Annotated in this window: 21 protein-coding genes; 6 read left to right on the forward strand and 15 right to left on the reverse strand. The window is 43.5% G+C overall.

Annotated elements, in window-relative coordinates:
* Nucleotides 1–384 precede the first annotated feature (384 nt).
* Nucleotides 385–894, forward strand: a complete 510-nt coding sequence (locus tag NSU16_RS17330) for a MarR family transcriptional regulator (RefSeq protein WP_168748851.1) — start codon at nt 385–387, stop codon at nt 892–894.
* A gap of 19 nt (nt 895–913) precedes the next feature.
* The gene (locus NSU16_RS17335) at nt 914–2125 is read left to right on the forward strand and encodes an MFS transporter (RefSeq protein WP_339191631.1); all 1212 of its coding nucleotides are present in this window, start codon (nt 914–916) and stop codon (nt 2123–2125) included.
* Between the two features lie 26 nt (nt 2126–2151).
* Here the strand turns inward: NSU16_RS17335 and NSU16_RS17340 are convergent, their stop codons facing one another.
* Genes NSU16_RS17340 through NSU16_RS17355 form a run of 4 tightly spaced genes read right to left on the reverse strand, consistent with a single transcriptional unit; the run spans nt 2152 to nt 4162 of the window.
* Complete coding sequence (locus NSU16_RS17340; protein ID WP_010332033.1) at nt 2152–2511, reverse strand: phage holin family protein; 360 nt, start codon at nt 2509–2511, stop codon at nt 2152–2154.
* A gap of 1 nt (nt 2512) precedes the next feature.
* On the reverse strand, nt 2513–2710 hold the full coding sequence (locus NSU16_RS17345) for a PspC domain-containing protein (RefSeq protein WP_010332034.1): 198 nt from the start codon (nt 2708–2710) through the stop codon (nt 2513–2515).
* Between the two features lie 4 nt (nt 2711–2714).
* Nucleotides 2715–3812, reverse strand: a complete 1098-nt coding sequence (locus NSU16_RS17350) for a DUF4097 domain-containing protein (RefSeq protein ID WP_339191632.1) — start codon at nt 3810–3812, stop codon at nt 2715–2717.
* 23 nt (nt 3813–3835) lie between these two features.
* Nucleotides 3836–4162, reverse strand: coding sequence for a hypothetical protein (locus tag NSU16_RS17355; RefSeq protein WP_095712926.1), 327 nt, complete (start codon nt 4160–4162; stop codon nt 3836–3838).
* Nucleotides 4163–4378: 216 nt separating this feature from the next.
* Between NSU16_RS17355 and NSU16_RS17360 the strand changes: the two genes are divergently transcribed.
* The gene (locus NSU16_RS17360; RefSeq protein WP_010332037.1) at nt 4379–4609 is read left to right on the forward strand and encodes a hypothetical protein; all 231 of its coding nucleotides are present in this window, start codon (nt 4379–4381) and stop codon (nt 4607–4609) included.
* A gap of 43 nt (nt 4610–4652) precedes the next feature.
* Here the strand turns inward: NSU16_RS17360 and uvrA are convergent, their stop codons facing one another.
* The 3 genes from uvrA to NSU16_RS17375 all read right to left on the reverse strand — a co-directional run bounded on the left by uvrA (nt 4653) and on the right by NSU16_RS17375 (nt 9932).
* The gene (gene uvrA / locus NSU16_RS17365) at nt 4653–7526 is read right to left on the reverse strand and encodes an excinuclease ABC subunit UvrA (RefSeq protein WP_229149449.1); all 2874 of its coding nucleotides are present in this window, start codon (nt 7524–7526) and stop codon (nt 4653–4655) included.
* Between the two features lie 7 nt (nt 7527–7533).
* On the reverse strand, nt 7534–9519 hold the full coding sequence (gene uvrB, locus NSU16_RS17370) for an excinuclease ABC subunit UvrB (RefSeq protein ID WP_010332039.1): 1986 nt from the start codon (nt 9517–9519) through the stop codon (nt 7534–7536).
* A 182-nt stretch (nt 9520–9701) separates the two neighbouring features.
* A complete protein-coding gene (locus tag NSU16_RS17375) occupies nt 9702–9932 on the reverse strand; it encodes a DUF2198 family protein (protein ID WP_010332040.1) in 231 nt (76 codons plus the stop codon).
* A 579-nt stretch (nt 9933–10511) separates the two neighbouring features.
* Between NSU16_RS17375 and NSU16_RS17380 the strand changes: the two genes are divergently transcribed.
* The 3 genes from NSU16_RS17380 (at nt 10512) to NSU16_RS17390 (ending at nt 15017) form a co-directional block, all read left to right on the forward strand.
* Nucleotides 10512–13007 (forward strand): PEP/pyruvate-binding domain-containing protein, encoded by a 2496-nt coding sequence (locus NSU16_RS17380; RefSeq protein ID WP_339178420.1) that lies wholly within the window; start codon nt 10512–10514, stop codon nt 13005–13007.
* A 76-nt stretch (nt 13008–13083) separates the two neighbouring features.
* Entirely contained in the window at nt 13084–13653 is a 570-nt protein-coding gene (locus NSU16_RS17385) for a TetR/AcrR family transcriptional regulator (protein ID WP_268449792.1), read from the forward strand.
* Between the two features lie 29 nt (nt 13654–13682).
* Complete coding sequence (locus NSU16_RS17390; RefSeq protein WP_268447069.1) at nt 13683–15017, forward strand: MFS transporter; 1335 nt, start codon at nt 13683–13685, stop codon at nt 15015–15017.
* Between the two features lie 47 nt (nt 15018–15064).
* Here the strand turns inward: NSU16_RS17390 and NSU16_RS17395 are convergent, their stop codons facing one another.
* The 8 genes from NSU16_RS17395 to prfB all read right to left on the reverse strand — a co-directional run bounded on the left by NSU16_RS17395 (nt 15065) and on the right by prfB (nt 22962).
* Nucleotides 15065–16261, reverse strand: a complete 1197-nt coding sequence (locus NSU16_RS17395; RefSeq protein ID WP_339191633.1) for a S1C family serine protease — start codon at nt 16259–16261, stop codon at nt 15065–15067.
* A gap of 78 nt (nt 16262–16339) precedes the next feature.
* The gene (swrA, locus tag NSU16_RS17400) at nt 16340–16693 is read right to left on the reverse strand and encodes a swarming motility protein SwrAA (RefSeq protein WP_015251121.1); all 354 of its coding nucleotides are present in this window, start codon (nt 16691–16693) and stop codon (nt 16340–16342) included.
* A gap of 380 nt (nt 16694–17073) precedes the next feature.
* Complete coding sequence (locus NSU16_RS17405) at nt 17074–18516, reverse strand: S41 family peptidase (RefSeq protein WP_010332045.1); 1443 nt, start codon at nt 18514–18516, stop codon at nt 17074–17076.
* Between the two features lie 140 nt (nt 18517–18656).
* On the reverse strand, nt 18657–19547 hold the full coding sequence (gene ftsX / locus NSU16_RS17410) for a permease-like cell division protein FtsX (RefSeq protein ID WP_010332046.1): 891 nt from the start codon (nt 19545–19547) through the stop codon (nt 18657–18659).
* Complete coding sequence (gene ftsE, locus NSU16_RS17415; protein ID WP_010332047.1) at nt 19540–20226, reverse strand: cell division ATP-binding protein FtsE; 687 nt, start codon at nt 20224–20226, stop codon at nt 19540–19542. The genes ftsX and ftsE overlap by 8 nt, the downstream gene beginning before the upstream one ends.
* A 230-nt stretch (nt 20227–20456) precedes the next feature.
* Nucleotides 20457–20795 (reverse strand): cytochrome c551, encoded by a 339-nt coding sequence (cccB, locus tag NSU16_RS17420; protein WP_010332048.1) that lies wholly within the window; start codon nt 20793–20795, stop codon nt 20457–20459.
* 48 nt (nt 20796–20843) lie between these two features.
* Nucleotides 20844–21689, reverse strand: a complete 846-nt coding sequence (locus NSU16_RS17425) for a YitT family protein (protein WP_010332049.1) — start codon at nt 21687–21689, stop codon at nt 20844–20846.
* A gap of 171 nt (nt 21690–21860) precedes the next feature.
* Nucleotides 21861–22962 (reverse strand): peptide chain release factor 2 gene (gene prfB / locus NSU16_RS17430; protein ID WP_128568455.1). Its coding sequence is split into 2 segments (ribosomal slippage): nt 21861–22889 and nt 22891–22962, totalling 1101 coding nucleotides; the frame shifts between segments, so codons are not numbered across the junction.
* Nucleotides 22963–22971 lie beyond the last annotated feature (9 nt).

Here is a 22971-nt window from a genome sequence, read left to right on the forward strand (position 1 = left end):
CATAACCCTTTACTATAAGATGAATTATTGACGCAACTAAACAAGATGAATGGCAGGCAGCACTTAAAGCTTTTCAAGGACCTTTTCAGCATCAAACTTCTTTTGATTTCATTTAATAGATGATTGTCATAATTAATGTTTACTAGTAAACAATAGTCATTTTATCCCTTATTCTACCATGTGTCAATATCAACGGCCCTAAAAAATTGAAAATAAATGTAAATGTCACAGCTTTCACACACTATTATCACTGGTCACTTTTCAGCTTCCTTAAGCACCAGCAATTGACAACAAAAACAAGAACAGATAAAATTAAATTGTTCACCAGTAAACGATTTTTATTGTTTCCTGGTTAACCATTAATTCATAGAAAGAAGGTAGCCTATGTCCGTTCTGACAAAACAGCTGATATACGACATATACGTTCGGCTCCTGCATCTTAATGAACAAAAAGCGAATACTTCACTTCAGCAGTTCTTTAAGGAGGCCGCAGAAGAAGATGTGATTGATGTTCCCAAAAACATGACTAGCATCCATGTCATTGACTGTATTGGCCAACATGAACCGATTAATAATACGGGAATTGTTAAAAAAATGAACTTATCAAAAGCGAACGTAACGAAAATCAGCACAAAACTGATTAAAGAAGGATTTATCAATAGCTATCAGCTGACTGATAACAAAAAAGAAGTCTATTTTAAATTAACCCGTAAAGGCAGACAGATTTTTGATTTGCATGAAAAACTGCACAAAAAAAAGGAGCTGGCATTTTACCAATTCCTTGATTCATTCTCACAAGATGAACAGAATGCTGTACTGAAATTTTTAGAACAGCTTACCTCTAGACTTGAAGCTGAGCAAACAGATGATACTTCTGAGAAACCTGTAAAGTAAAAAAGGCGGTGTGTTCTTTATGGCTCAAACGAAATCAAAAGCAATGCTGATCTTGTATATTGTTTGTTTCAGCGCATTTTTTGCTTCTTTAAGCCAAAATATTTATTCACCAATCATTCCGATTATTAAAGAATCATTCCATGTCTCTGTAACCCTCGTGAACCTGTCAGTTTCAGTTTTTATGATTGTGACAGCCATTATGCAAATTATTTTGGGCGCCATCATCGATTTTAAAGGCGCGCGTTATGTCTTGCTTACCGGAATACTGGCAACAGCGGCAGCCAGTATCGGATGTGCCGTCACCACTGATTTTACCTTGTTTCTTATTTTTAGAATCGTACAGGCAGCCGGTTCCGCAGCACTCCCTCTCATTGCAGCCACCACAATCGGCCAGCTATTTACAGGCAGTGATCGCGGAAATGCCATGGGTACGTATCAAATGCTTCTTTCGGCCGCACCGGCTATTGCTCCGGTCCTCGGGGGATTGGTCGGCGGTGCTTTTGGACACGAAGGGATCTTTTGGATGCTGACGGTGATCTCTGTTCTTTTATTAGCAACAAACAGCATTTTCTTCCCTAAGGATCATAGTGAATCAAAGCGAGATGCAAAATCAGGCAGTTTGCTTGCGCATTATAAATCCATTTTCACAAACAGAGCTGGAAATGTCATTCTGACCTTAAGCTTTTTTCTCTTTTTCATTTATTTCGCGGTTATTGTCTATCTCCCCATATTGCTGACGGAACATTATCATATGGATGTGCGGATAGCGGGACTGTTATATTTGCCTCTGGCGTTAAGCACAATCGCTGGTACTTTTCTGTTTAAAAACATACAGGCAAAAGTTCCTCTCAGCACACTCTTTGTCTACAGCAATGCAATGGCAGCGGGCAGCATCATTTTATTTGCTTTTACCCATTCCGTCTCGATCATTCTCATGGCTCTCACATTGGCGCTATTCGGTGTCTCAATGGGGGTTATTCCTCCCCTGTATTCCACGATGATCACCAATGAGTTTGAAGAAAACAGGGGAAGTGCAATCGGAATCTTTAACTTTATCAGATATACAGGCATGGCAGCCGGTCCGATGATATCAGCTTATCTGTTAACATGGATGCCGTCTGCCATGTCATTTGGCCTTTTGGGTATCGCATTTGCTATATTAAGTTTTTGCCTTCTGCCGTACATGCATCGGCCGAAACATGACATCAAACAAGAAAAACATCCTATGTAAAAAAGCTGCCATTTGGATGGCAGCTTTTATTTCTTACGAAGCGGTTCTAAAATGCCTTTTTGAATCAGCAAATGGAACACCGACAGCACAACAGATGCCAGGATGGCTGATCCGAAGCCGTCAATTTGAAAACTGTCACCCATAATAGACGCTGTCATCATCAAGGTGATGGCGTTAATCACAAACAAAAAGAGACCCAGCGTCACAACTGTGACAGGCAGTGTAAAGATAATCAAGAGCGGTTTAATCAGCACGTTTAAAATTGATAAAATGAGGCTGGCAATAATCGCTGCCCCGATGCTGCTGATATGGATGGAATCAATGTAACCGTCAATGACGATTAATAATAATGCATTTACTAAAATGCTGACTGCCCATTTGACCATGTTACTTCATATCCCTTTCTGATGGAACAATAAAAATCCAAATGATATATATGAGCAGAACAGGAATGACGCTTGTCATAACGGCCAAAATGACGGTTATCACTCTGAGGAGTGACGCATCCCAGTTGAAATACTCCGCCAGGCCGCCGATGACGCCTGCCATTTTCCTGTTATTTTCTGAACGATATAATCTATTCATTCGATCACCTCTGTGTATACTTTAATTTGATGGCGCCAGTTAATGATTCGGAGAAAACGGCGATGTTTTGATCATGTGCTTGATTAGAAGTGAACATCATTTCTTTTTGAATGGTATCATTTTTTTCTTTCAGCATGTCAACATCTATTAATTCGTGGGACAGCGAGCCAAGATTGCTTTTCAGCTCAGCCTTCACCGCAAGATTATCCGGAATCGCCAGCTCCACATTTCCAGTCGTCGTTTTTGTGTAAATCGAGCGGCAGTCTGATTCTGTGACAGTAATCGCAATATTTCCATTAAAGCTTTGAACATCAATGGATTCGCTTTTTCCGCGCAGGTCAATCAGCCCGTTAATGGTTTCCGCTTCTATTGTGCCACAATTGTGATTGGCTAGCTTAATTTGGCCGTTTGCCGTTTCTGCTGAAGCTTTTTCAGCCGTCAAATTCGAGAACGACAGCACGCCATTTGTCGTTTTCGCCGAGAACTCTTTTACATGTAAATGTTCCCCTCTGATCGGTCCGTTAAACAGCTTCACCCGAATCTTATCATACTCCTTCTGAGGAATATACAATGTGACATTGGTTTTCATTGTTTTCTTTTCCGTACGGATAAAAAACTTATTTCCTTTAATTTCACATTCAATATGCTGAAGAAAAGCGTCTCTCGCTGCTTCCTGGGTGTCAACGCGATATACCTTCGCCTGGCATTCCGCTCTGATATCCTCGTCTTCCCACGGAACAATATTTACGCTGCCGTTTGCGATCTGAAGCTCTACACTGGAAAAATCATTATCCTTAAATTGAAAAATATGCTGTACGTCAAACGAGTGACCGAAGTTCAAATCAAGATCAACTTCTTTGACCTTTTTCACAGCAGAATCAATCCAATCGAACAGCTTCGCCCCTAAAGACGGCTTGCTGCCCTCTTTTTTGGCCGCTGTAAATGGCTCATCCTCTTCATGAACGTTAACTGACAGAGCCGTGATTTTTTCTTCTTTTTCCTTATAGTCGCTGTCGAGCTTTTCAATCAGCGTTAATGCTTCCTGTGCCGTCAGCTTCCCTTCCTCCACAAGCTTGAGGATTCTTTCCTTTTCCTGCTTCATTCGATCTCCTCCCTATGATCTACTTATGCTGCACGCAGCACCTTAATGCCCTGAATGACGTTCCAAATGATAATACCGAGTACAACTAAGAAATAGACGATGACTCCGCCAATCATCACAAAGACAGGCAAAACGCTTTCCCCATCAATGGCAATGGCCCCGCCAAGAAAAGCGATAAATAAGATCAGCCAGCCGACAAAAGGAACAATGTGGGAAATAAGAGAACGCACCGCGTGACGTTTCGTCTCTTTCTCATCAACAACAAAGTAAGCGACAATCGGCACAATGACCGGCGCAATAAATACACTGAAATAACAAAGTGATGCAATTATGGCTTGATTACGGTTCAATTTATCCAACTCCTATCGTTAACATTCGTGACTATGAATCAGGACGTTTTACTTAGATAGATATACGTATAGAACCTCCAAAGGTTTCAAAATCATCCTTTAGACATGCTTCCATTTACGGAATTGGATTTTGAAAAGTTTTAGAAGTAGAATCTTTCAGCCGTACCCATTACAATATGTAAAAAGCTTACGGCAATTAAGGAGGCTGGACAAGCAATGGAGAAAGATCCCAGTGACTATACAGTAACACAAGAATCCGTTTTAAAACTGATTCATGAACAAAAAAGGATGAATCGTGAAATGTTAGCCGAGCTTGAACAGATTCACGGACCTTTTCCCATCTCTCATGATATTCAATATATTAAAGTTCTTCTGGACAGCAGCAGCACTCATATTGTTCAAGATTTAATGAATGTGAGCCGGAGGCTGCATAAGAAGACGTTTTAATAAATACTGCAAAGAACAGCGAAAACCCTCTGAAAAGAGGGTTTTAAGATGTTGCTGTTTCTTTCGCTTCCAAGAGTGATTTCATACGTTTTTTGTCTCGCTCCATAACAGGCTTCAAATAACGCCCTGTATACGATTCTTCCACTTCAGTGATTTCCTCCGGCGTTCCTGACGCGACAATGGTGCCGCCTCCGGCTCCGCCTTCAGGCCCCAGATCAACAATATAATCAGACGTCTTGATGATATCAAGATTATGCTCAATGACAAGCACTGTATCCCCATTATCAACCAAACGCTGAAGCACGACAAGAAGTCTGGCGATATCGTCGACATGCAAACCTGTTGTCGGTTCATCTAAAATGTACAGCGTGCGGCCGGTTGAGCGTTTATGCAGTTCAGATGCAAGTTTCACCCGCTGCGCTTCACCGCCTGACAAGGTAGTCGCCGGCTGGCCGAGCGTAATATAACCAAGACCAACATCGTAAAGGGTTTGGAGCTTGCGCTTAATTTTCGGGATATTTTCAAAGAAAGAAAGAGCATCTTCGACCGTCATATCAAGCACATCAGAAATGCTTTTTCCTTTGTAAGTCACTTCAAGTGTTTCCCGGTTGTAGCGTTTGCCGTGGCACACTTCACATGGCACGTATACGTCAGGAAGGAAGTGCATTTCAATTTTTATAATCCCGTCTCCGCGGCAGGCTTCGCATCGTCCGCCCTTTACATTAAAACTGAAACGGCCTTTCTTATAGCCGCGGACTTTCGCTTCATTTGTCTGTGCGAATACATCGCGAATATCATCAAAAACACCGGTATATGTCGCAGGATTTGACCGTGGCGTTCTCCCAATCGGCGCCTGATCGATATCAATGACTTTGTCTAAATGTTCGAGGCCTTTGATTTCTTTATGGCTGCCGGGCTTCGCTTTTGCTTTATGAAGCTTTTGCGCCAGTGCCTTGTGAAGAATTTCATTGACGAGGGTGCTTTTCCCTGATCCTGATACACCCGTAACCGCTGTAAACGTTCCTAGCGGAAACTTGGCATTTGCCTTTTTCAGATTGTTTTCTGAAGCGCCTTTAATCTCAATATAGCGGCCGTCCGGTTTTCTTCTCTCGGGAGGCAGCGGGATAAACTTTTTCCCTGATAAATAGCTGCCTGTTAACGAATTTTGATCTGCCATGACCTCTTCCGGAGTACCCGCAGAAATAACTTGTCCACCGTGGATGCCGGCACCCGGGCCGATATCAATTAAATAATCGGCTGCCATCATCGTATCCTCATCATGTTCTACGACGATCAGCGTGTTCCCCAGGTCCCTCATATTTTTCAGCGCGCTGATTAAACGGTCGTTATCACGCTGGTGCAGACCAATTGACGGTTCATCTAAAATATAAAGCACACCGGATAACCGCGAACCGATTTGAGTTGCCAGCCTGATGCGCTGCGCCTCTCCCCCGGACAATGTTCCCGCTGCCCGGCTCAGTGTCAGATAATCAAGGCCGACTTTATCCAGAAAGCTTAACCGCTCCACAATTTCCCGGAAAATCAGATCGGCAATCTTCATATCCTTCTCAGATAGCGTAAGGCCTTTGAAGAAATCAAGGGCATTTCCGACAGACAGCTCGGTAATTTTTCCAATGTGATGTCCGTCGACCAGTACGGCAAGCGCCTCTTTCTTTAACCGATAACCTTTACAAGTCGGACAAGCCTTTTGGGACATATATTGCTCCATCTGCTCACGGATGAAATCCGAGCCTGTCTCCTTGTAGCGTCTTTCAATGTTGCGCAATACGCCTTCAAATTGGATTTCACCTTCGCGTAATTGGCCGAAATCATTTTCGTAACGGAAATAAATCAGGTCATCTCCGCTTCCATAAAGCACTTTATCCAGCTGATGCTTCGGAAGGTCCTTTACCGGCACATCCATATCAATGCCGTAATGGGTGCAGACCGCTTCAAGAAGTTGAGGATAATATTGTGAGCTGATCGGCGTCCAAGGGGCAATTGCATTCTCCTTCAATGACAAATCTTGATTGGGGATGACAAGATCTGCATCAACTTCAAGCTTCATGCCAAGACCGTCACACGTTGGACACGCTCCGAACGGGCTGTTGAATGAAAAAAGCCGCGGCTCAAGTTCACCGATTGAAAATCCGCAATGCGGACAGGCATGATGCTCACTGAACATCAGCTCCTCCTCACCGATCACATCAATCATGACACGCCCTTCACCTAATCGAAGCGCTGTCTCCAATGAATCCGACAGACGGGCTGCTACGCCATCTTTTACTACAATACGGTCAATGACAACCTCGATTGAATGCTTCTTATTCTTTTCTAACTCGATCTCATCAGAAAGCTCGGCCATCTCGCCGTCAATTCTGACTCTGACATAGCCTTGTTTTCTGATCTGCTCAAGCACTTTTACATGAGCGCCTTTTCTGCCGGACACAATCGGCGCCAGCACCTGAAGCTTCGTCCGCTCCGGATATTCCAAAATCCTGTCCACCATCTGCTCAATGGTCTGTGACGTGATTTCGATCCCGTGCTCCGGGCAATGGGGCTTTCCTACTCTCGCATATAAAAGACGCAGATAATCATAAATTTCTGTTACCGTACCGACAGTAGATCTCGGGTTTCGACTCGTTGTTTTTTGATCAATGCTGATGGCAGGAGAAAGCCCTTCAATCGCATCCACATCAGGCTTATCCATTTGCCCTAGAAACTGGCGGGCATAGGCGGATAACGACTCAACATATCGTCTCTGCCCTTCTGCATATATGGTGTCAAAGGCAAGGGAGGATTTCCCTGACCCAGACAGTCCCGTGACGACGACAAGCTGATCTCTCGGGATAGTCACATCAATATTTTTCAGGTTGTGCGCCCTTGCTCCCTTCACCTCAATCCGGTCCATAGCCATTCTTTCATCATCCTTCCGCTTTTAACTCTAAAAGTAAATCGCGAAGCTCCGCGGCTCTTTCAAAATCAAGCGCCTTGGCGGCTTCCTTCATTTCATGCTCCATTTGTTCGACGACTTTCTGACGCTCTTTCTTCGTCATTTTCGACAGCTTCGGCGCAGCTTTTGTTTTATACTCCGCTTTGTCCTCAGCAGCCACTGTCGCACGAATCACGTCACGAATTTCTTTATTAATCGTTTGCGGCGTAATGCCGTGCTCTTCGTTAAACCGCTCCTGCTGCTCGCGCCGGCGTTTCGTTTCATTAATCGCAATTTCCATAGACTTCGTCATTTTATCGGCGTACATGATGACACGGCCTTCCGCGTTTCTCGCCGCACGTCCGATCGTCTGAATAAGCGAACGCTCCGAACGCAGGAAGCCTTCCTTATCCGCATCCAAAATCGCAACCAAGGATACTTCCGGAATATCAAGCCCCTCTCTCAGGAGGTTGATGCCAATGAGCACATCATGCTTGCCGAGACGCAAATCACGGATAATTTCGATCCGTTCAAGCGTCTTAATTTCTGAATGCAGATAATTAACCTTGATGCCGATTTCTTTTAAATAATCGGTTAGGTCCTCTGACATCTTCTTCGTCAAAGTCGTCACAAGCACCCGTTCATTCCGTTCAACTCTCGCGTGAATTTCACCGATTAAATCATCAATCTGGCCTTCAATCGGCCGCACGTCAATAAGCGGGTCAAGAAGCCCTGTCGGTCGGATGATCTGCTCTATCATTTCATCTGTATGTTCAATTTCATATGGCCCTGGTGTGGCTGACACATAGACGATATTGTGCATATGCTTTTCAAATTCTTCAAACCGGAGCGGGCGGTTATCGAGCGCTGACGGAAGACGGAATCCGTGATCCACCAGCACCTGCTTTCTCGCCTGGTCTCCGTTAAACATGCCGCGCACCTGAGGAATCGTCACGTGCGACTCATCCACCACAATCATAAAATCGTCAGGAAAATAATCGAGAAGCGTATACGGCGTTGAACCCGGCGGGCGAAGCGTCAAATGTCTTGAATAGTTCTCAATGCCGGAACAGAATCCCATCTCCCGCATCATTTCAAGATCATATCTCGTCCGCTGCTCTAAGCGCTGCGCTTCCAGAAGCTTGCCGTTTTCATGCATGACCTTCAGCTGCTCCTCAAGCTCCTTCTCGATATTTTGAATCGCTTTTTCCATTTTTTCGGCCCGTGTCACGAAGTGGGATGCCGGGAAAATCGCGATATGTTCACGGTCGCCTAAAATTTCTCCGGTCAGGGCGTCCACTTCCCTAATTCGTTCAATTTCATCTCCGAAAAACTCGACTCTTACACAGTGTTCATCACGGGATGCAGGGAAAATTTCCACTACATCTCCGCGTACACGAAATGTACCGCGCTGAAAATCAATGTCGTTGCGGGCATATTGAATGTCAACAAGCTTTCTAAGCAGCTCGTTGCGCTCAATTTCCATTTCAGGACGCAATGACACAACCATTTCACGGTATTCTTCAGGCGAACCGAGACCGTAAATACAAGACACACTCGCAATGATAATCACATCTCTGCGTTCAAACAGAGATGATGTAGCGGAGTGTCTAAGTTTATCAATTTCATCATTAATGCTTGCATCTTTCTCTATAAATGTATCCGTTTGAGGCACATACGCCTCCGGCTGATAATAATCATAGTAGCTGACAAAATACTCGACAGCGTTGTTCGGAAAAAATTCCTTAAACTCGCTGTAAAGCTGTCCAGCAAGGGTTTTGTTATGGGCAATGACGAGTGTCGGCTTATTGACCTCTTTAATCAAATTGGACACCGTAAATGTTTTGCCCGTTCCTGTTGCACCCAGCAGAGTCTGATGCTTCTTGCCCTCCTGAATGCCTTTGACAAGCTTTTCAATGGCTTTCGGCTGATCTCCCTGGGGCTGGTATTTTGAGACTAACTCAAAGCGATCTTTCACAAATAAGCCTCCGTTTCTTTAACGAAATCTTCCTATAGATATAGTAACACAATGGAAAGCAAAATCACCAAAAATACGAACTAAAGTTCGATGGTTATTTATTTCCAGCTAATTTCATGTATAAAAAACCTGCTTTTAAAACGTAAAAGCAGGAATTCATCTTCTTATTCATTATGTCCGGTTTATTCTTCTTTTTTCTCAGCAGCTTTTTTGGCCATATAAAGTCCGCCGGCCACAAGAGAGACAACATCTAATCCCACAATAAGATACGTTTCTGTATAGCCTTTCAAATAAGAGGCAAACAGCAATGCAGCTGTAAGAGCGATCGCCACATAATGGTTAAAGGTCACTCTCGTAAAAAGAACGACAAGCATAAAAGGGAAAAATAATGCAAAAACGGCTTTTGTAATCACAAAAACCCTCCTCAAGGATTCTTCATCTGATTTGATTATAGTAAAAAATGAAGAATCGGACAATCGTGCAATGGTTCCCTCTTTCTACACCATACCCTTTTTCAGCTCAATTCAATCATGGTTTCTGCCGCAAAACTCTTCTCTTAAACAAGAATGATGATTTTACGTATTCGGTTCAAAAATGAACAAATCATCTTCAGGCAAAAGGGACGGTATCAAATATAAAGAGAAATTGATTTTAGTGCTGCTGAATGAGAGCTGAATCCGTACTGATTGTCAAATCAACAGAAGGGCAGGTATTAAGTCTCATTCAATGAAGGAAGCTTGACCAACAGTGATCTGAAAGCTCAATGAAACGAATTTTGAGTATGAAAAAATAGGCATACAGACCCGTTTCGATATTAGGTTTTATGATCATCTAACCAACTTAAATATTCATTTTATTTAGGGCTTTTTGCGTTTGACAGCATTTTCCTTTAAACCTACAATTGATTGATAGTGTTCACTATCATTTTGAACATTGGCTCCCAAAAAGAAAAATAGAGAGAAAAAAATGAAAAGGAAAGAGGGGTTTTAAACATGTACTCTGTGTTATTTCGCCAAGCGGAAGAATCCAGTCAGCTGGCTGGAGCAAAAGGCATGAATCTCATTAAACTGACCAAACATGGACTTCCTGTTCCGGATGGGTTTATTATTCAAACGAACGCTCTCGCCCGATTTATGGAGGATAATCAGCTTCATGATTCAAGCGAAAATATCGAAAATGCCATTATTGCCGGAACATTTTCAGATGAAATAAAGAACGAGCTGACGAGCTCCTTTTACGAGCTGAGAGAATCATATCATTCCGTGGCCGTCCGCTCTTCATCAGCCTCAGAAGATTTAGAGGGCGCTTCATTCGCCGGCCAATACGAAACCTATTTAAATATAAAAACAGAAGAAGAATTTCTGAACAAGGTGAAAGAATGCTGGGCCTCCTTTTTCTCAGGCAGAGTCAGCCGCTATAAGAAAAAAATGAACAATCAAATCGCAGAGCCGTTAATGGGTGTTGTGGTGCAGGGCCTGATCAATTCAGACATATCGGGTGTGATTTTCAGCCAAAATCCCGTTACCCATGATGATAGAGAGTTATTAATCAGCGCCAGCTACGGCCTAGGGGAAGCTGTTGTATCAGGAAGCGTCACCCCTGACACGTATATCGTTCATAAAGGTTCATTTGAGATTCAGAAAGAAATGGGTTTAAAAGAGATCTACATGGAGTCCGCTGCAGAAGGCATTGCCGAAAAGGAAACGAGCGAAGACATGCGCAGCCGTTTTTGCCTCACAGATGAACAGGTGATTGAGCTGACTGAACTCACCAAAAAAACCGAAGCCCTTTACGGATATCCTGTCGATTTAGAATTCGGAATCGCCGATCATAAACTATACCTTCTGCAGGCGCGGCCAATTACCACCATTGAACAGGATAAAAAAGCGGCTGAGAAAGAACGGAACTTCATGATCACCGACAAGGATATGGATGATTTTTGGCTCAATATGGAGTCCAACATCGAAGGCCCGGTCAGTCCGTTATTTTCATCTTTTATTGTGCCCGCACTTGAATACGGCTTAAAGAAAAGTATGCGGCAGTTCCCAATCGGTGTCATCGTCGATGAAGTAAAAGTGTATCGCGGACATATTTATTCAAAAAATCAAGGCGGACAACAACTGCCTCCTGAGGACAGTGCCGAAGAGCTTTTTCCGGTATTGTCCGAGCGCATGTACGATATCATTCATAACACGTACCTTCCGTTTTACCGGACATTGGACCAACTCGCACAAACGGAACACACTCCGGAAAGTGCGCTGGATGCCTTTAAAAAACTGAAGTCCTTTTATCTCACGGCTTATGAGGAACACTTCAATATCGTTTTCCCGCAAATTCTTCTGACGAACAAACTGCAAGCTATGTATCAAAACATTCAGGGTGAAGCTGAAAACTCACATTTCTATGAGATGCTGACAGGAGTCATGAACAAATCTCTGGAAACAGACCGCCGCCTATGGCAATTCTCCGTTGAAGTTCGAGAAAATCCGAATTTGACAGCCCTTTTTGAGCATGCCCAGCCAGAACATTTGCAGGAGAGATTGGAACAAACTGATGAGGGAAGACAATTCCTGCAAAAAGTCAATGAATTTTTACAGGAATACGGGTGGAGATCTGTAAAAAGCCACGACCTGATCGAACAAACATGGGCAGAGAATCCATTTTACGCATTGACTCATATTCAAAACTACGTCCGCAATGGCTATCATTTTGACAACGAATTTAAGAAAAGCATTAAAAAACGTGAGAAGTTATACAATGAATTCTTCCAAAGCATTGAGGACCCCGCTTTGCAGAAAGAATTTGAACGTTATTATCAATGGACGCTGAATTCGTCCAATATTAAGGATGATCATCATTTTTACATTGACGCTATGCTGGATGCCAAGGCGAGAGTCTTTTTGCTGAAGGTAGGAGAATTGCTGGCAGAAAGCGGTGTGATTCAAGATCGAGAAGACCTTTGGTTCTTATATGATGACGAGGTGGAAAATGCGCTTCTTCATCCCGTATCCCTTCAAGAGAAGGCTGAAAAACGGAGACAAATGCTTCACGAGTATGAGCTGGCACAGGCGCCTGCTTATCTCGGTACACCGACAGAAGCGCAGCTGAAAGCGGCTGAAGAAATTGTCGGTGCAGTCATAGAAGATGAAAAAAACACAGAGAATGATATTTTCGGAGTTGCAGCATCAAGCGGTATTGCAACAGGGCCGGTGAAAGTGATTCGGGATGCCAGTGAGTTTTCTCAATTCACGCCTGGAGACATCCTGGTTTGCAAAATGACGACACCGCTATGGACCAGCCTGTTTCAAGATGCCAAAGCCATTATTACAGACACAGGAGGAATCTTGTCTCACGCAGCGATTATCGCACGGGAATACGGCATTCCCGCTGTTCTCGGCACACGTGCAGCGACAGAAAGGCTTCGAGATGGAGACATTGTCACTGTAGACGGAAACAGCGGCAAAATCACAGTTGTCAGCCGATCCTGATGCGCCCTCCCTCTTTATTATACAAGCGGGGCAGGTGTATACTTGTCCTGCCAGTATATTCGTGAGGTGAAACGTATTGAGACCGACAAATCGCAGAATCCTTGATGCTGCCATGCAGCTGCTCGTCAAAAAAGGATATCATGCAACGACGACAAAAGAAATTGCAGAAAAAGCAAACGTAAGTGAAGCGACGATTTTCAGGAATTTTAAAAACAAACAGGGGCTTGTCGAGGCTCTGCTTTCTCAGCATTCAGCAAATAGAAATCACATCTTTGAGCAAACAGAAGGTGATTTATACAAAGACCTGCTCCATATCGGAACCTGTCTGCTGGAGGAGCTTGAACAAAGAAAAGATTTAATTAAAATCAGCTTTCGTGAACCCGCCATGTTTCAGGATGTCATCAACCATGTGACTGAATATCCCCAATCTATGAAACAGCTTTTGGTTGATTATCTCACAAGCATGGGTGAGAAAGGGGCTATCCAGACAGGAGATGAAGCTGAACATGCCGATGTATTTATTTCGATGATTTTCGGTTACTTTGTACACCGTCTTCATTTAGGCAACAGAGTAATTAGAACGCCCCAGGAAAAAATGCTGGAGCATAGTACAGCTATATTCGTCAAAGGAATTACTGCCCGTTAGCTCCTTGGCAAAACAAAAGGAGGATCCCAATGAGCTCAAAAAAAGAATGGGCGCTGATCGTCTCACTTTTATTGGGGGCCATCCTGGTTCCCATTAACTCAACGATGATCGCAGTTGCGCTTTCATCTATATCACATACGTATAACGAATCCATCGCAAGCATCACTTGGGTGGTTACTGTTTATTTAATCGTCATGGCCGTCACACAGCCGATAGCTGGAAAACTCGGTGACATGTATGGCAACAAAACCATGTATTTATGGGGCGTCGGCCTATTTCTGATAGCCTCATTAGGCTGCGCTCTATCGCCGAGCCTGTTTTTATTAATTGTATTTCGGGCTTTGCAGGCTGTTGGCGGGGCACTGCTCACGCCAAACAGCATTGCCATTATCCGGCACGTTGTATCAGAGAAACGCCTTCCGAAAGTGTTTGGCTATTTCGGACTCGGCGCAGGGCTCGGCGCCGCTCTCGGGCCGTTTATCGGCTCTCTTTTGATTGACAGCTTCAGCTGGCATTCGATTTTTTGGGTCAACATCCCGTTTCTCGCTATTGCTTTATTTACAGCATTGACCATGTTTCCTCAATATAAAGAAAACAAATCAGAGGCGCCGCTGGATATCATCGGTTCTCTCTTGCTAGCAGGCAGCATCGTTTCAATTATCCTGCTGACGAAAAATGAGTCTTCATGGGGCTATGCATTATACAGCATATTGATACTGCTTTTTGTCCCGCTTTTTTTCAGACGGGAAAAACGCACACAGCACCCAATCATTGATTTTGCGCTGTTTAAAAGCTCAACCTTTACAAATGCCAATCTATCCGTCTTGTTAAGCAACCTAATGATGTATGCCGTCTTATTGATTATGCCCTTATTCATGACAAACCAGTTTGGGCTTAATACGTCTAACAGCGGCATGGCGCTTTCCGTCTTTTCGATATTTATGTCGGCGAGCAATTGGGCAGGCGCTCAGCTCCATCAGAAATGGGGTGCGAAAAAAATCATATTTCTCTCATTTGCGATGATGGCCGGAGCCAATTTGTTATTTTTGCTCTTGAGCAGCTCCCATTCCGTTTCCTTCCTGATGATCTCACTTATTCTCGGAGGGCTTGCATCCGGAGTCGGACTGACCAGCATGCAGGTATCATCCCTTGCCACAGTGGAGCCCGCGATGTCCGGAGTGGCTTCCGGCATTTTCTCGACCTTCCGTTACTTCGGAAGCATTATTTCGTCAGCCTTAATTGGCCTGATTTCTGGGTATCACACATTATTTATTATTCTTTTCGCGGTATCCGTCATTGGTGTTTTTGTCTCGTTAGGCATCAAATCTGACGAAACGGCACGCATGGAGCAAAATTCAGCGTAAAACAAAACAGCCCGGCGCCACACAAACATGTGGTGCCGGGCTGTTTTTTATGATCCAGGCAAAGCGGCTGCTTCACCTTCACGGTCATCCTTTACGAACAGAATGCCCAATTCATGATGTTCTCCCTCGTAAGACGCACGCTGATCAAAGCGAATCTCCCCGTTCAGTCCGATAATTTCAAGCTTCACATACGCACGGTTGCGCTGGAGCGCTTCATAAAAATCAGATACGTGCTTCACGGGCACACCGTTGACTTTCGTAATAATTTCCCCGATCTTTAATTCCAAGTCTTCAGCTGGTGTATTTGGTATAATACCAAGCACCATTAAGCCTTGATCACGCTTGGAGAAATAAAACGGGGCTGCATTGTCGTTTAACCTTTGCTTCACGGACAGAAAAATACGTCCTAATACAGCCGCACAGACTGCTGCACCCGCAAGCGGCGTCCACAGCAAACTCGCAGCACCGAGAGCGGAGACGATAAGCCCGAGAATACAGACTCGCTTCGCTGTGATTCTTATACTGGTTTCAGGAAGGGAACCCTGCACCCTTTGGCCGAATCCGACAAAGTAAGGTATCCATAGAAAATGGAATGACCCTCCGGGAACGGAAAACACAGGCCACCAGCTAAGGTGTGATTCTAATCCATTGCCAGGTACAAGAATAAACAGCGGCAAAAGCCATATACGGTTTGCAAGCTGCTGACCGATCGGCAAACCTCGGCTGCTGACGACCAATCCCGGTGATGTTTTCACATGGGCGGAACGATATGCAACCGCTCCTTCAGCGATAACCAGTAAGCCCAAAAACACCGCCAGAGCTGGCCACACGACTGCAAAGCCTTGCGGAAACCGATCCAAAAAAGGTTCAGTCTGATTCACTTGCAGTCCAAAACCTATCAGCATACTCACACTGACGATATATGCAGCAGACATCCAGTTTGCGCGAAGAGTGAGCGCTGCCGCTGCAGTCATAACGGCAATAATTGCAAGTATACCGAGAGGAATCGAAATTCCGAGTACCCCTAAAACAATAGACAAAAGGATACCAGGGATTAACCCTTTTGTATATGTAAATTTCAGTTCATCATAAATATCTGCTATTCTGGTATGAAAGGTTTTTCGTTCACGTTTGATCCTCACATATCCGAAAGCCAGACTTACAATGACAAAAAACCAGAATAGCGGGTGCAAAAAGAACAGGCCCGCACTTTTTAACAGTTCAAATCCCCATTGAACAGACACTATCTTTCACCGCCTCAAGCCAAACATGTTACTCATATTCTATCAAATATTACATGGCTTGGATATCCTCAGGAGGGTTTATCTCTCTTGCGTCATCCACAGCGTGACATTCGATAGTGAAAAATCCTTTAAATAATGGTTTACATCCACGTCCAATAACCCGCTGATCAGGTGCATCGACCTCTTTATATCTGTCAGATTAATTCCTAATCGTTTATGATTTTTCATTAAGTAATTAAAATAATGCTTGGCACATTCTTCATTAATGTCATTGACCGATTCAACATTTGTGTAATTCACTAGATACCTGCTAAACAGCATAAGAAGACTTAGTGCTTTTGTAGCTGAAAATGTTACGTCTTGTGTTCTGTCTTTTAATTGTTCCACTAATTCATAATATTTTTTTTCACGCACAATACTTGCCCTCTTCAATTGTGAACCCCCATTTTCTTTGTACAGATAAGCACGGGCCAGTATAAGCAGCAGTACTGGAGTGCTAACAAGCATTCTCGCTAACGTTCTTTAAATACCTGTAGTTCAGCTGCCATAAACCTGATTACTGTTCTTTTTAGAACCTTCTTATATTGTATGAAGTAAACAAAGACTAGGCAACTTGCAAAAGTTTCATTTTAAATGCATATTTTCTCGTTAGAAAGTCTCTCTCATATATTGATATCGGGTAATCCCAGTCCTTTATAAATGTTTATTTGTGAAAAATTTTTTAATATCTTGTCAAAAACTCAATTTTTATGTGACTTTTAGATTATTTATTCATTAAGCATAAAGAAACAGGAGATGGAACACCATCTCCTTTAATTAACAAATAATGATTTAAGCGCTGTTTGAAGCTGCAAATCATTTTCTTCATCTGATTTTTTCATTTCAATTAAATGATTTATTTTCTTCGCCGTGCGATTGTCAATCACACCTGTTTTAGCGAGCTTGTTTTGATCCTGAAAGGCCAAAACCGCTTTTTTCATTTCTTTGCTGAAATAGCCGTCTTCCCGACTTGGATCAAAACCGAGTCCTTTCAGTAAAACCTGTGCATGTTTCACATCTTCATTGTTCATATCTGCTTTAAGAGGCTCCTTGAGCTGCAATGGACCTGCGGAGAAATAATCAGGCTGCTTAATCGCAATGGTCGGCTTAACGCCCTTTTTATGAATCCAGTTCCCATTCGGCGTCAGCCACTTGTAAAGCGTCAACTTAATATTGCTGCCGTCTCCCATCGGTACAGCTTGTTGAACAGTTCCCTTTCCGAAAGACGTGTCACCTACAACATCATAATGCCCTGCTTCTTTTAATGCGCCTGCAAGAATTTCAGATGCAGAGGCGCTCCCCTTATCTGTGATGACATTGACAGGGTATGTTTTTTTATGGGTCAATGTTGAAAAATAACGTTTTCTATCTCCATTGCGTTCAGCAATCTGAATGTAAGGCTGATCCTTTGTAATGAAATGCTTAAGAATCTCTTCAACACTTTGAAGATATCCGCCCGGGTTTCCTCGAACATCCAGCACGAGGCCTTCAATTCCTTTTTTCTCGAGCTTGCCCAACGCTTTTGCAAAATCCTCCGCAGTATGCTCAGAAAAAGTAGAAATGGCGATATACCCGACAGAATGCCCCTGCACTTTTTTCTCTGAAGCAAACACTGTTTCAAGGGGAATTTCAGCTCTCTTAATGCGGAATGACAATTGCTTCTTCGTCCCGGGCCGCTGAATCTTTATTGACACGCTGGAACCTTTCTTTCCTCTTATTTTTAAGACAGCGTCATTTAAATCCTTGCCCGCCATCGATTCTCCATCAATACTGATGATTTCATCATTCGGCTTCAGCCCGGCTTTTTCCGCAGGAGATTGTTTAAATGGCGACACAATAATGATTTTGCCTTCTTCCACTCCAACCTCAGCCCCGATGCCTTCGAAAGAGGAATCAAGAGAATCAGAAAATTGCTTTGCTGTCTGCTTGTCCATATAGACGGAATAAGGATCGTTTAATGTAGATAGCATCCCTTGAATGGCTCCTTCAAGCAGCTTTTCTCTATCAACCTTTTCGACATATTCATTCGAAATCAAATCATATGCTTTTTCAATTTTATCCATAGCTGCAGCCCGATCAGAGTCAGCTTGAGCCGTTGCTGCAACAGCTGCGGCTTCGGGCTTTTCGGCTTCAAGCAGGTTCATTCCCGCATAAACGCCGGCGCCTCCGAACAGCATGCTCCCAGCCGCTATCACAGCGATTATTTTTTGATTCATCCTTTACTCCTCCTGTATGCCAGACTGTCTTTGCAAAACCTAGAGATAGTATATGTAAAGGATGGAGATTTCATGTAATCATAGAAGAAAAAGAAGGCAAAAGAAAAAGCCGTCCCGCAACCGGGATGGCTTTTTTGTGTTTATACTCGCAAAAACTTGCGGATGGAAGTCAGGCTTCCCCATACTCCAATCACTGCGCCGATTGCAATCAATACAAGCGAGACTTGGAATACAAACGGATTATATGGAAGAAGAGAGACAAATGAGCCTTGAACCTTCGGAACGACCCATCCGATAACATATTGATAAGTGCTCAATACAAGCGCGATCGGAATGACTGAACCGAATACACCCAGCAGCAATCCTTCAAGGAAAAACGGCCAGCGGATAAACCAGTTCGTCGCACCAACAAGCTTCATGATTTCAATTTCTTTTCTTCTTGCAAAAATCGTAATTTTGATGGTGTTGGAAATTAAGAACATCGCCGTAAACAATAGGCCGATAATTAACGCGATTCCGATGTTGCGGGAAACGCCGACTACTTTAAACAAACGGCTGACCTCTTCTTTTCCGTAAGTAACTTTATAAACATGATCCATTTTTTCAATCTTTTTCGCGACACTTGGCGTATCATGCGGATCGGTCGTTTTCACGACAAACGCGTCATTCAGCGGGTTTTCCTGATCCTGCATTGTCAGGGATTTTCCGCTGTCCCCAAAACTGTCAACTAACTGGTCAAGCTCTTTTTCTTTAGATGAAAAAGTGACACTTTGAATGCCGTTCAGGTCTTTTATCTCATCCTGCAGCTTGTCCTGTGCCTTCTTATCTGCAGTCAGATCAACCAATACCTTGATTTCGACTTCTTTTTCAGCATTCGTAGCCATGTTGTTTAAATTCAGCATAATTACTAAAAACACGCCGACTAAAATCAGCGTAACGGTTACTGCACTAATGGATGCGAACGTCATCCATGTGTTTCTCCCGAGAGATTTAAAACTCTCACGCAAATGGCGCCCGAGAATTTTAATCATAAGAACCATACTCCCCTCTTGACTCATCACGCACAATGATACCATCTTCGATTGCAATGACACGTTTCTTAATGGTGTTTACGATTTCTTTATTATGTGTCGCCATTACGACTGTTGTTCCGCGGTTATTAATCTCCTCCAGCGTCTTCATGACTTCCCAAGACGTATCAGGATCAAGGTTTCCCGTAGGTTCATCAGCAATGACAACATCAGGACTGTTCACAATTGATCTGGCTATAGAGACACGCTGCTGCTCCCCGCCTGAAAGCTGGTCAGGGAATTGTCTCGCTTTATGCTTCAGCTGCACCAAATCAAGCACTTCAAGCACCCGTTTTTTAATGACAGACGGCTGTTCTCCAATCACTTCAAGGGCAAAAGCCACATTCTCAAACACAGTCAGTTTTGGGAGAAGCTTAAAGTCCTGGAATACAACACCTATTTTACGCCGCACGAAAGGAATCTCTTTTTCTTTAACCGAAGCGAGATCTTTATGATTGAGTAAAATTTGCCCTTTTGTCGGCTTTTCTTCTCTGTATATCATTTTAATAAAAGTAGATTTACCCGCTCCGCTCGGTCCGACAACATAAACAAACTCTCCGGGATGAATAGTAACTGAAATCCCGTTTAGCGCCTTTACACCGTTAGGATAGGCTTTGTATACTTCTTTCATTTCTATCATGAAATCACCTAATCTTTTATATCATTTTATGTCGCACGGTCATACTCTTCGAAAGCATTCGACAGTTTATGACCCATTCATTTGTAAAAAGATGAAAAATCTGAAAGTTTAATTTCAACACACTTCATTATACGTCAAATTTAGACATAATACTATTACAGTTTCTTTTCATTCATCTTAATTCAGCATAAAAAAATCCTTGCCCAAGTCGCGGCAAAGATTTTCTGATATTACTTTTTCTCTGAGAGCCATTTTGCAATAGAAGCGGCTTCTTTATCATCTACAAGCCCCTTCGGCATATTGCCCCGTCCGTTTTTAATAATGCTTTCAATTTTTTCTTCGTCGTATTTGCCCCCAACCTCCTGGAGATTAGGTCCTGACACACCTTCTAAATCCTTGCCGTGGCAGCCTACACAGCTCTGCTGATATAATTCTTCCCCTTCAGAAGCAGTAGCTTCTGTTTTGCTGCTGTTGTCTGTCTTCTCTTCTTTTGCATCGTTAGAACCGCAGGCAGCCAGCAGGGCTGAAATTGCAAATACAAGCATTAGTATCGATAGTTTTGATTTCATGTTGAGAAGCACAACTCCTTTACGATCTCTTCCATATTATAACCTCGTTTAAGCGCGTTTGAAACCCTCGCCCAGCACCTCGCTTGCATCTGCTACAATCACAAAAGCAGTCTCATCAATCTGTTTGACGATTTGTTTCAATTTCGTGAATTCAGTTTGGCCAACCACGCACATTAAAATTGGTCGTTCGTCGTCTGTATATCCGCCGACTGCAGAAATTTTTGTAACGCCTCTGTCAATTTTTTTAAAAACAGCTTCCTTTACGGCCTGTTCCTGTTTTGTAATGATAAGCGCCATTTTAGAGCGGTTGAAGCCGACTTGGACGACATCAATGGTTTTACTTGATACATACACCCCAAGCATGGCATACAGTCCCTGCTCTATATTAAATACGATCATCGCCGTAACAACAATCAAACCGTCAATGATCGCGAGACACGTCCCTAATGAGAGACCCGTGTATTTATGAATGATTTGAGCGGCTAATGCCGTTCCTCCCGTCGATCCTTTGCCTAAGTACACAATGCCGATTCCAATCCCGATGCCGACGCCGCCAAAAATCGCCGCCAGAAGCTCATGATGTGTAGCCGGCTGAATATCTCTCGTCAAAAACACGACAAGCGGCAAAAAGACAGAACCCGCAAGTGTCTTGAGTCCAAATTTACCGCCAAGCAAAATGATACCGGCAATAAATAAGGGAATATTAATGATCCACTGCACATAGGCCGCTTCAAAACCATATGACTGTAAAATGGTACTGATCCCGCTGACACCGCCTGCGGCTATTTTGTTTGGAAGCAGAAATACATTAAAGGACACTGCTGTAATTGCTGCCCCTATCAGTATGTATACATAATCCCGTATAATCCGAAGACTTTTATTCCGTACATCCATCATTACAACCTTCCTCCGTTTCTTCCTATGCTCTCCGATAGCATTTTAATCCTTCCCCGATCAGATGTAAATAACACCCAAATACAGTGGTAATATGCTAAAGCAGCAGCGAAAGCAAGGATATGCAGGCAATAAAAAAACACACCTGCAGACACCAGGTGTGTTTCCCGCTTATGAAAGTTTAGAACGCAGGTATGCGTCAATAAATACGTCAATATCTCCGTCCATTACGGCTTGAACGTTACCCATTTCTGTATTGGTCCGATGGTCTTTCACCATGGAATACGGATGGAAAACGTAAGAGCGGATTTGGCTGCCCCAGCCGATTTCTTTTTGCTCACCGCGAATTTCATCCAGCTCTGCCTGCTGTTCTTCAATCCTGCGCTGATACAGCTTTGCCTTCAGCATTTTCATTGCTCTTTCACGGTTTTTAATTTGGGAACGTTCTGTTTGGCATGTCACAACCACGTTTGTCGGCAAGTGAGTAATCCGAACTGCTGAGTCTGTCGTGTTGACGTGCTGTCCGCCTGCTCCGCTTGCACGGTACGTATCAACTTTAATATCCTCCGTACGGATATCAATATCGATCTCATCGTTGAATTCAGGCATAACTTCACAAGATACGAATGAAGTGTGACGGCGGCCTGATGAGTCAAACGGAGAAATCCGCACGAGACGATGCACGCCTTTTTCCGCCTTGATGTATCCATAAGCGTTGTGCCCTTTAATCAGTAGTGTGACTGACTTAATACCGGCTTCATCACCAGGAAGGTAATCGAGCGTTTCCACTTTAAAGCCGCGGCGCTCAGCCCATCTGGTGTACATTCTGAGAAGCATAGAGCCCCAATCCTGTGACTCAGTACCGCCTGCACCCGGATGCAGCTCCAAAATTGCGTTGTTTTTATCATACGGCTCACTGAGAAGAAGCTGAAGCTCAAACTCATTGAACTCCTTCGTTAATGCCTTTAGCTCTTTTTCAAGCTCAAGCTGAAGATCGTGATCCGGCTCTTCTTTCAGAAGGTCATGAGTCATTTGCAGTTCTTCATGGGATTCATTCAATTTTTTATAGGAATTGACATAATCCTTTAAACCATTTGCTTCATTGATGACCGTTTGGGCTTTTTGCTGATCATTCCAAAATTCCGGATCAGCCATTTGCTCATCTAGCTCAGCAATGCGGGTCTCCTTTGATTCGAGGTCAAAGAGACCCCCTAAAGTCCGCTAAACGAGAAGCCATATTTTCGAGCTCAACTCTAATTTCTGATAATTCCATTCCATTCAC

The sequence above is a fragment of the Bacillus sp. FSL K6-1003 genome (assembly GCF_037964945.1).
Taxonomy (GTDB): Bacteria; Bacillota; Bacilli; order Bacillales; family Bacillaceae; genus Bacillus; species Bacillus mojavensis.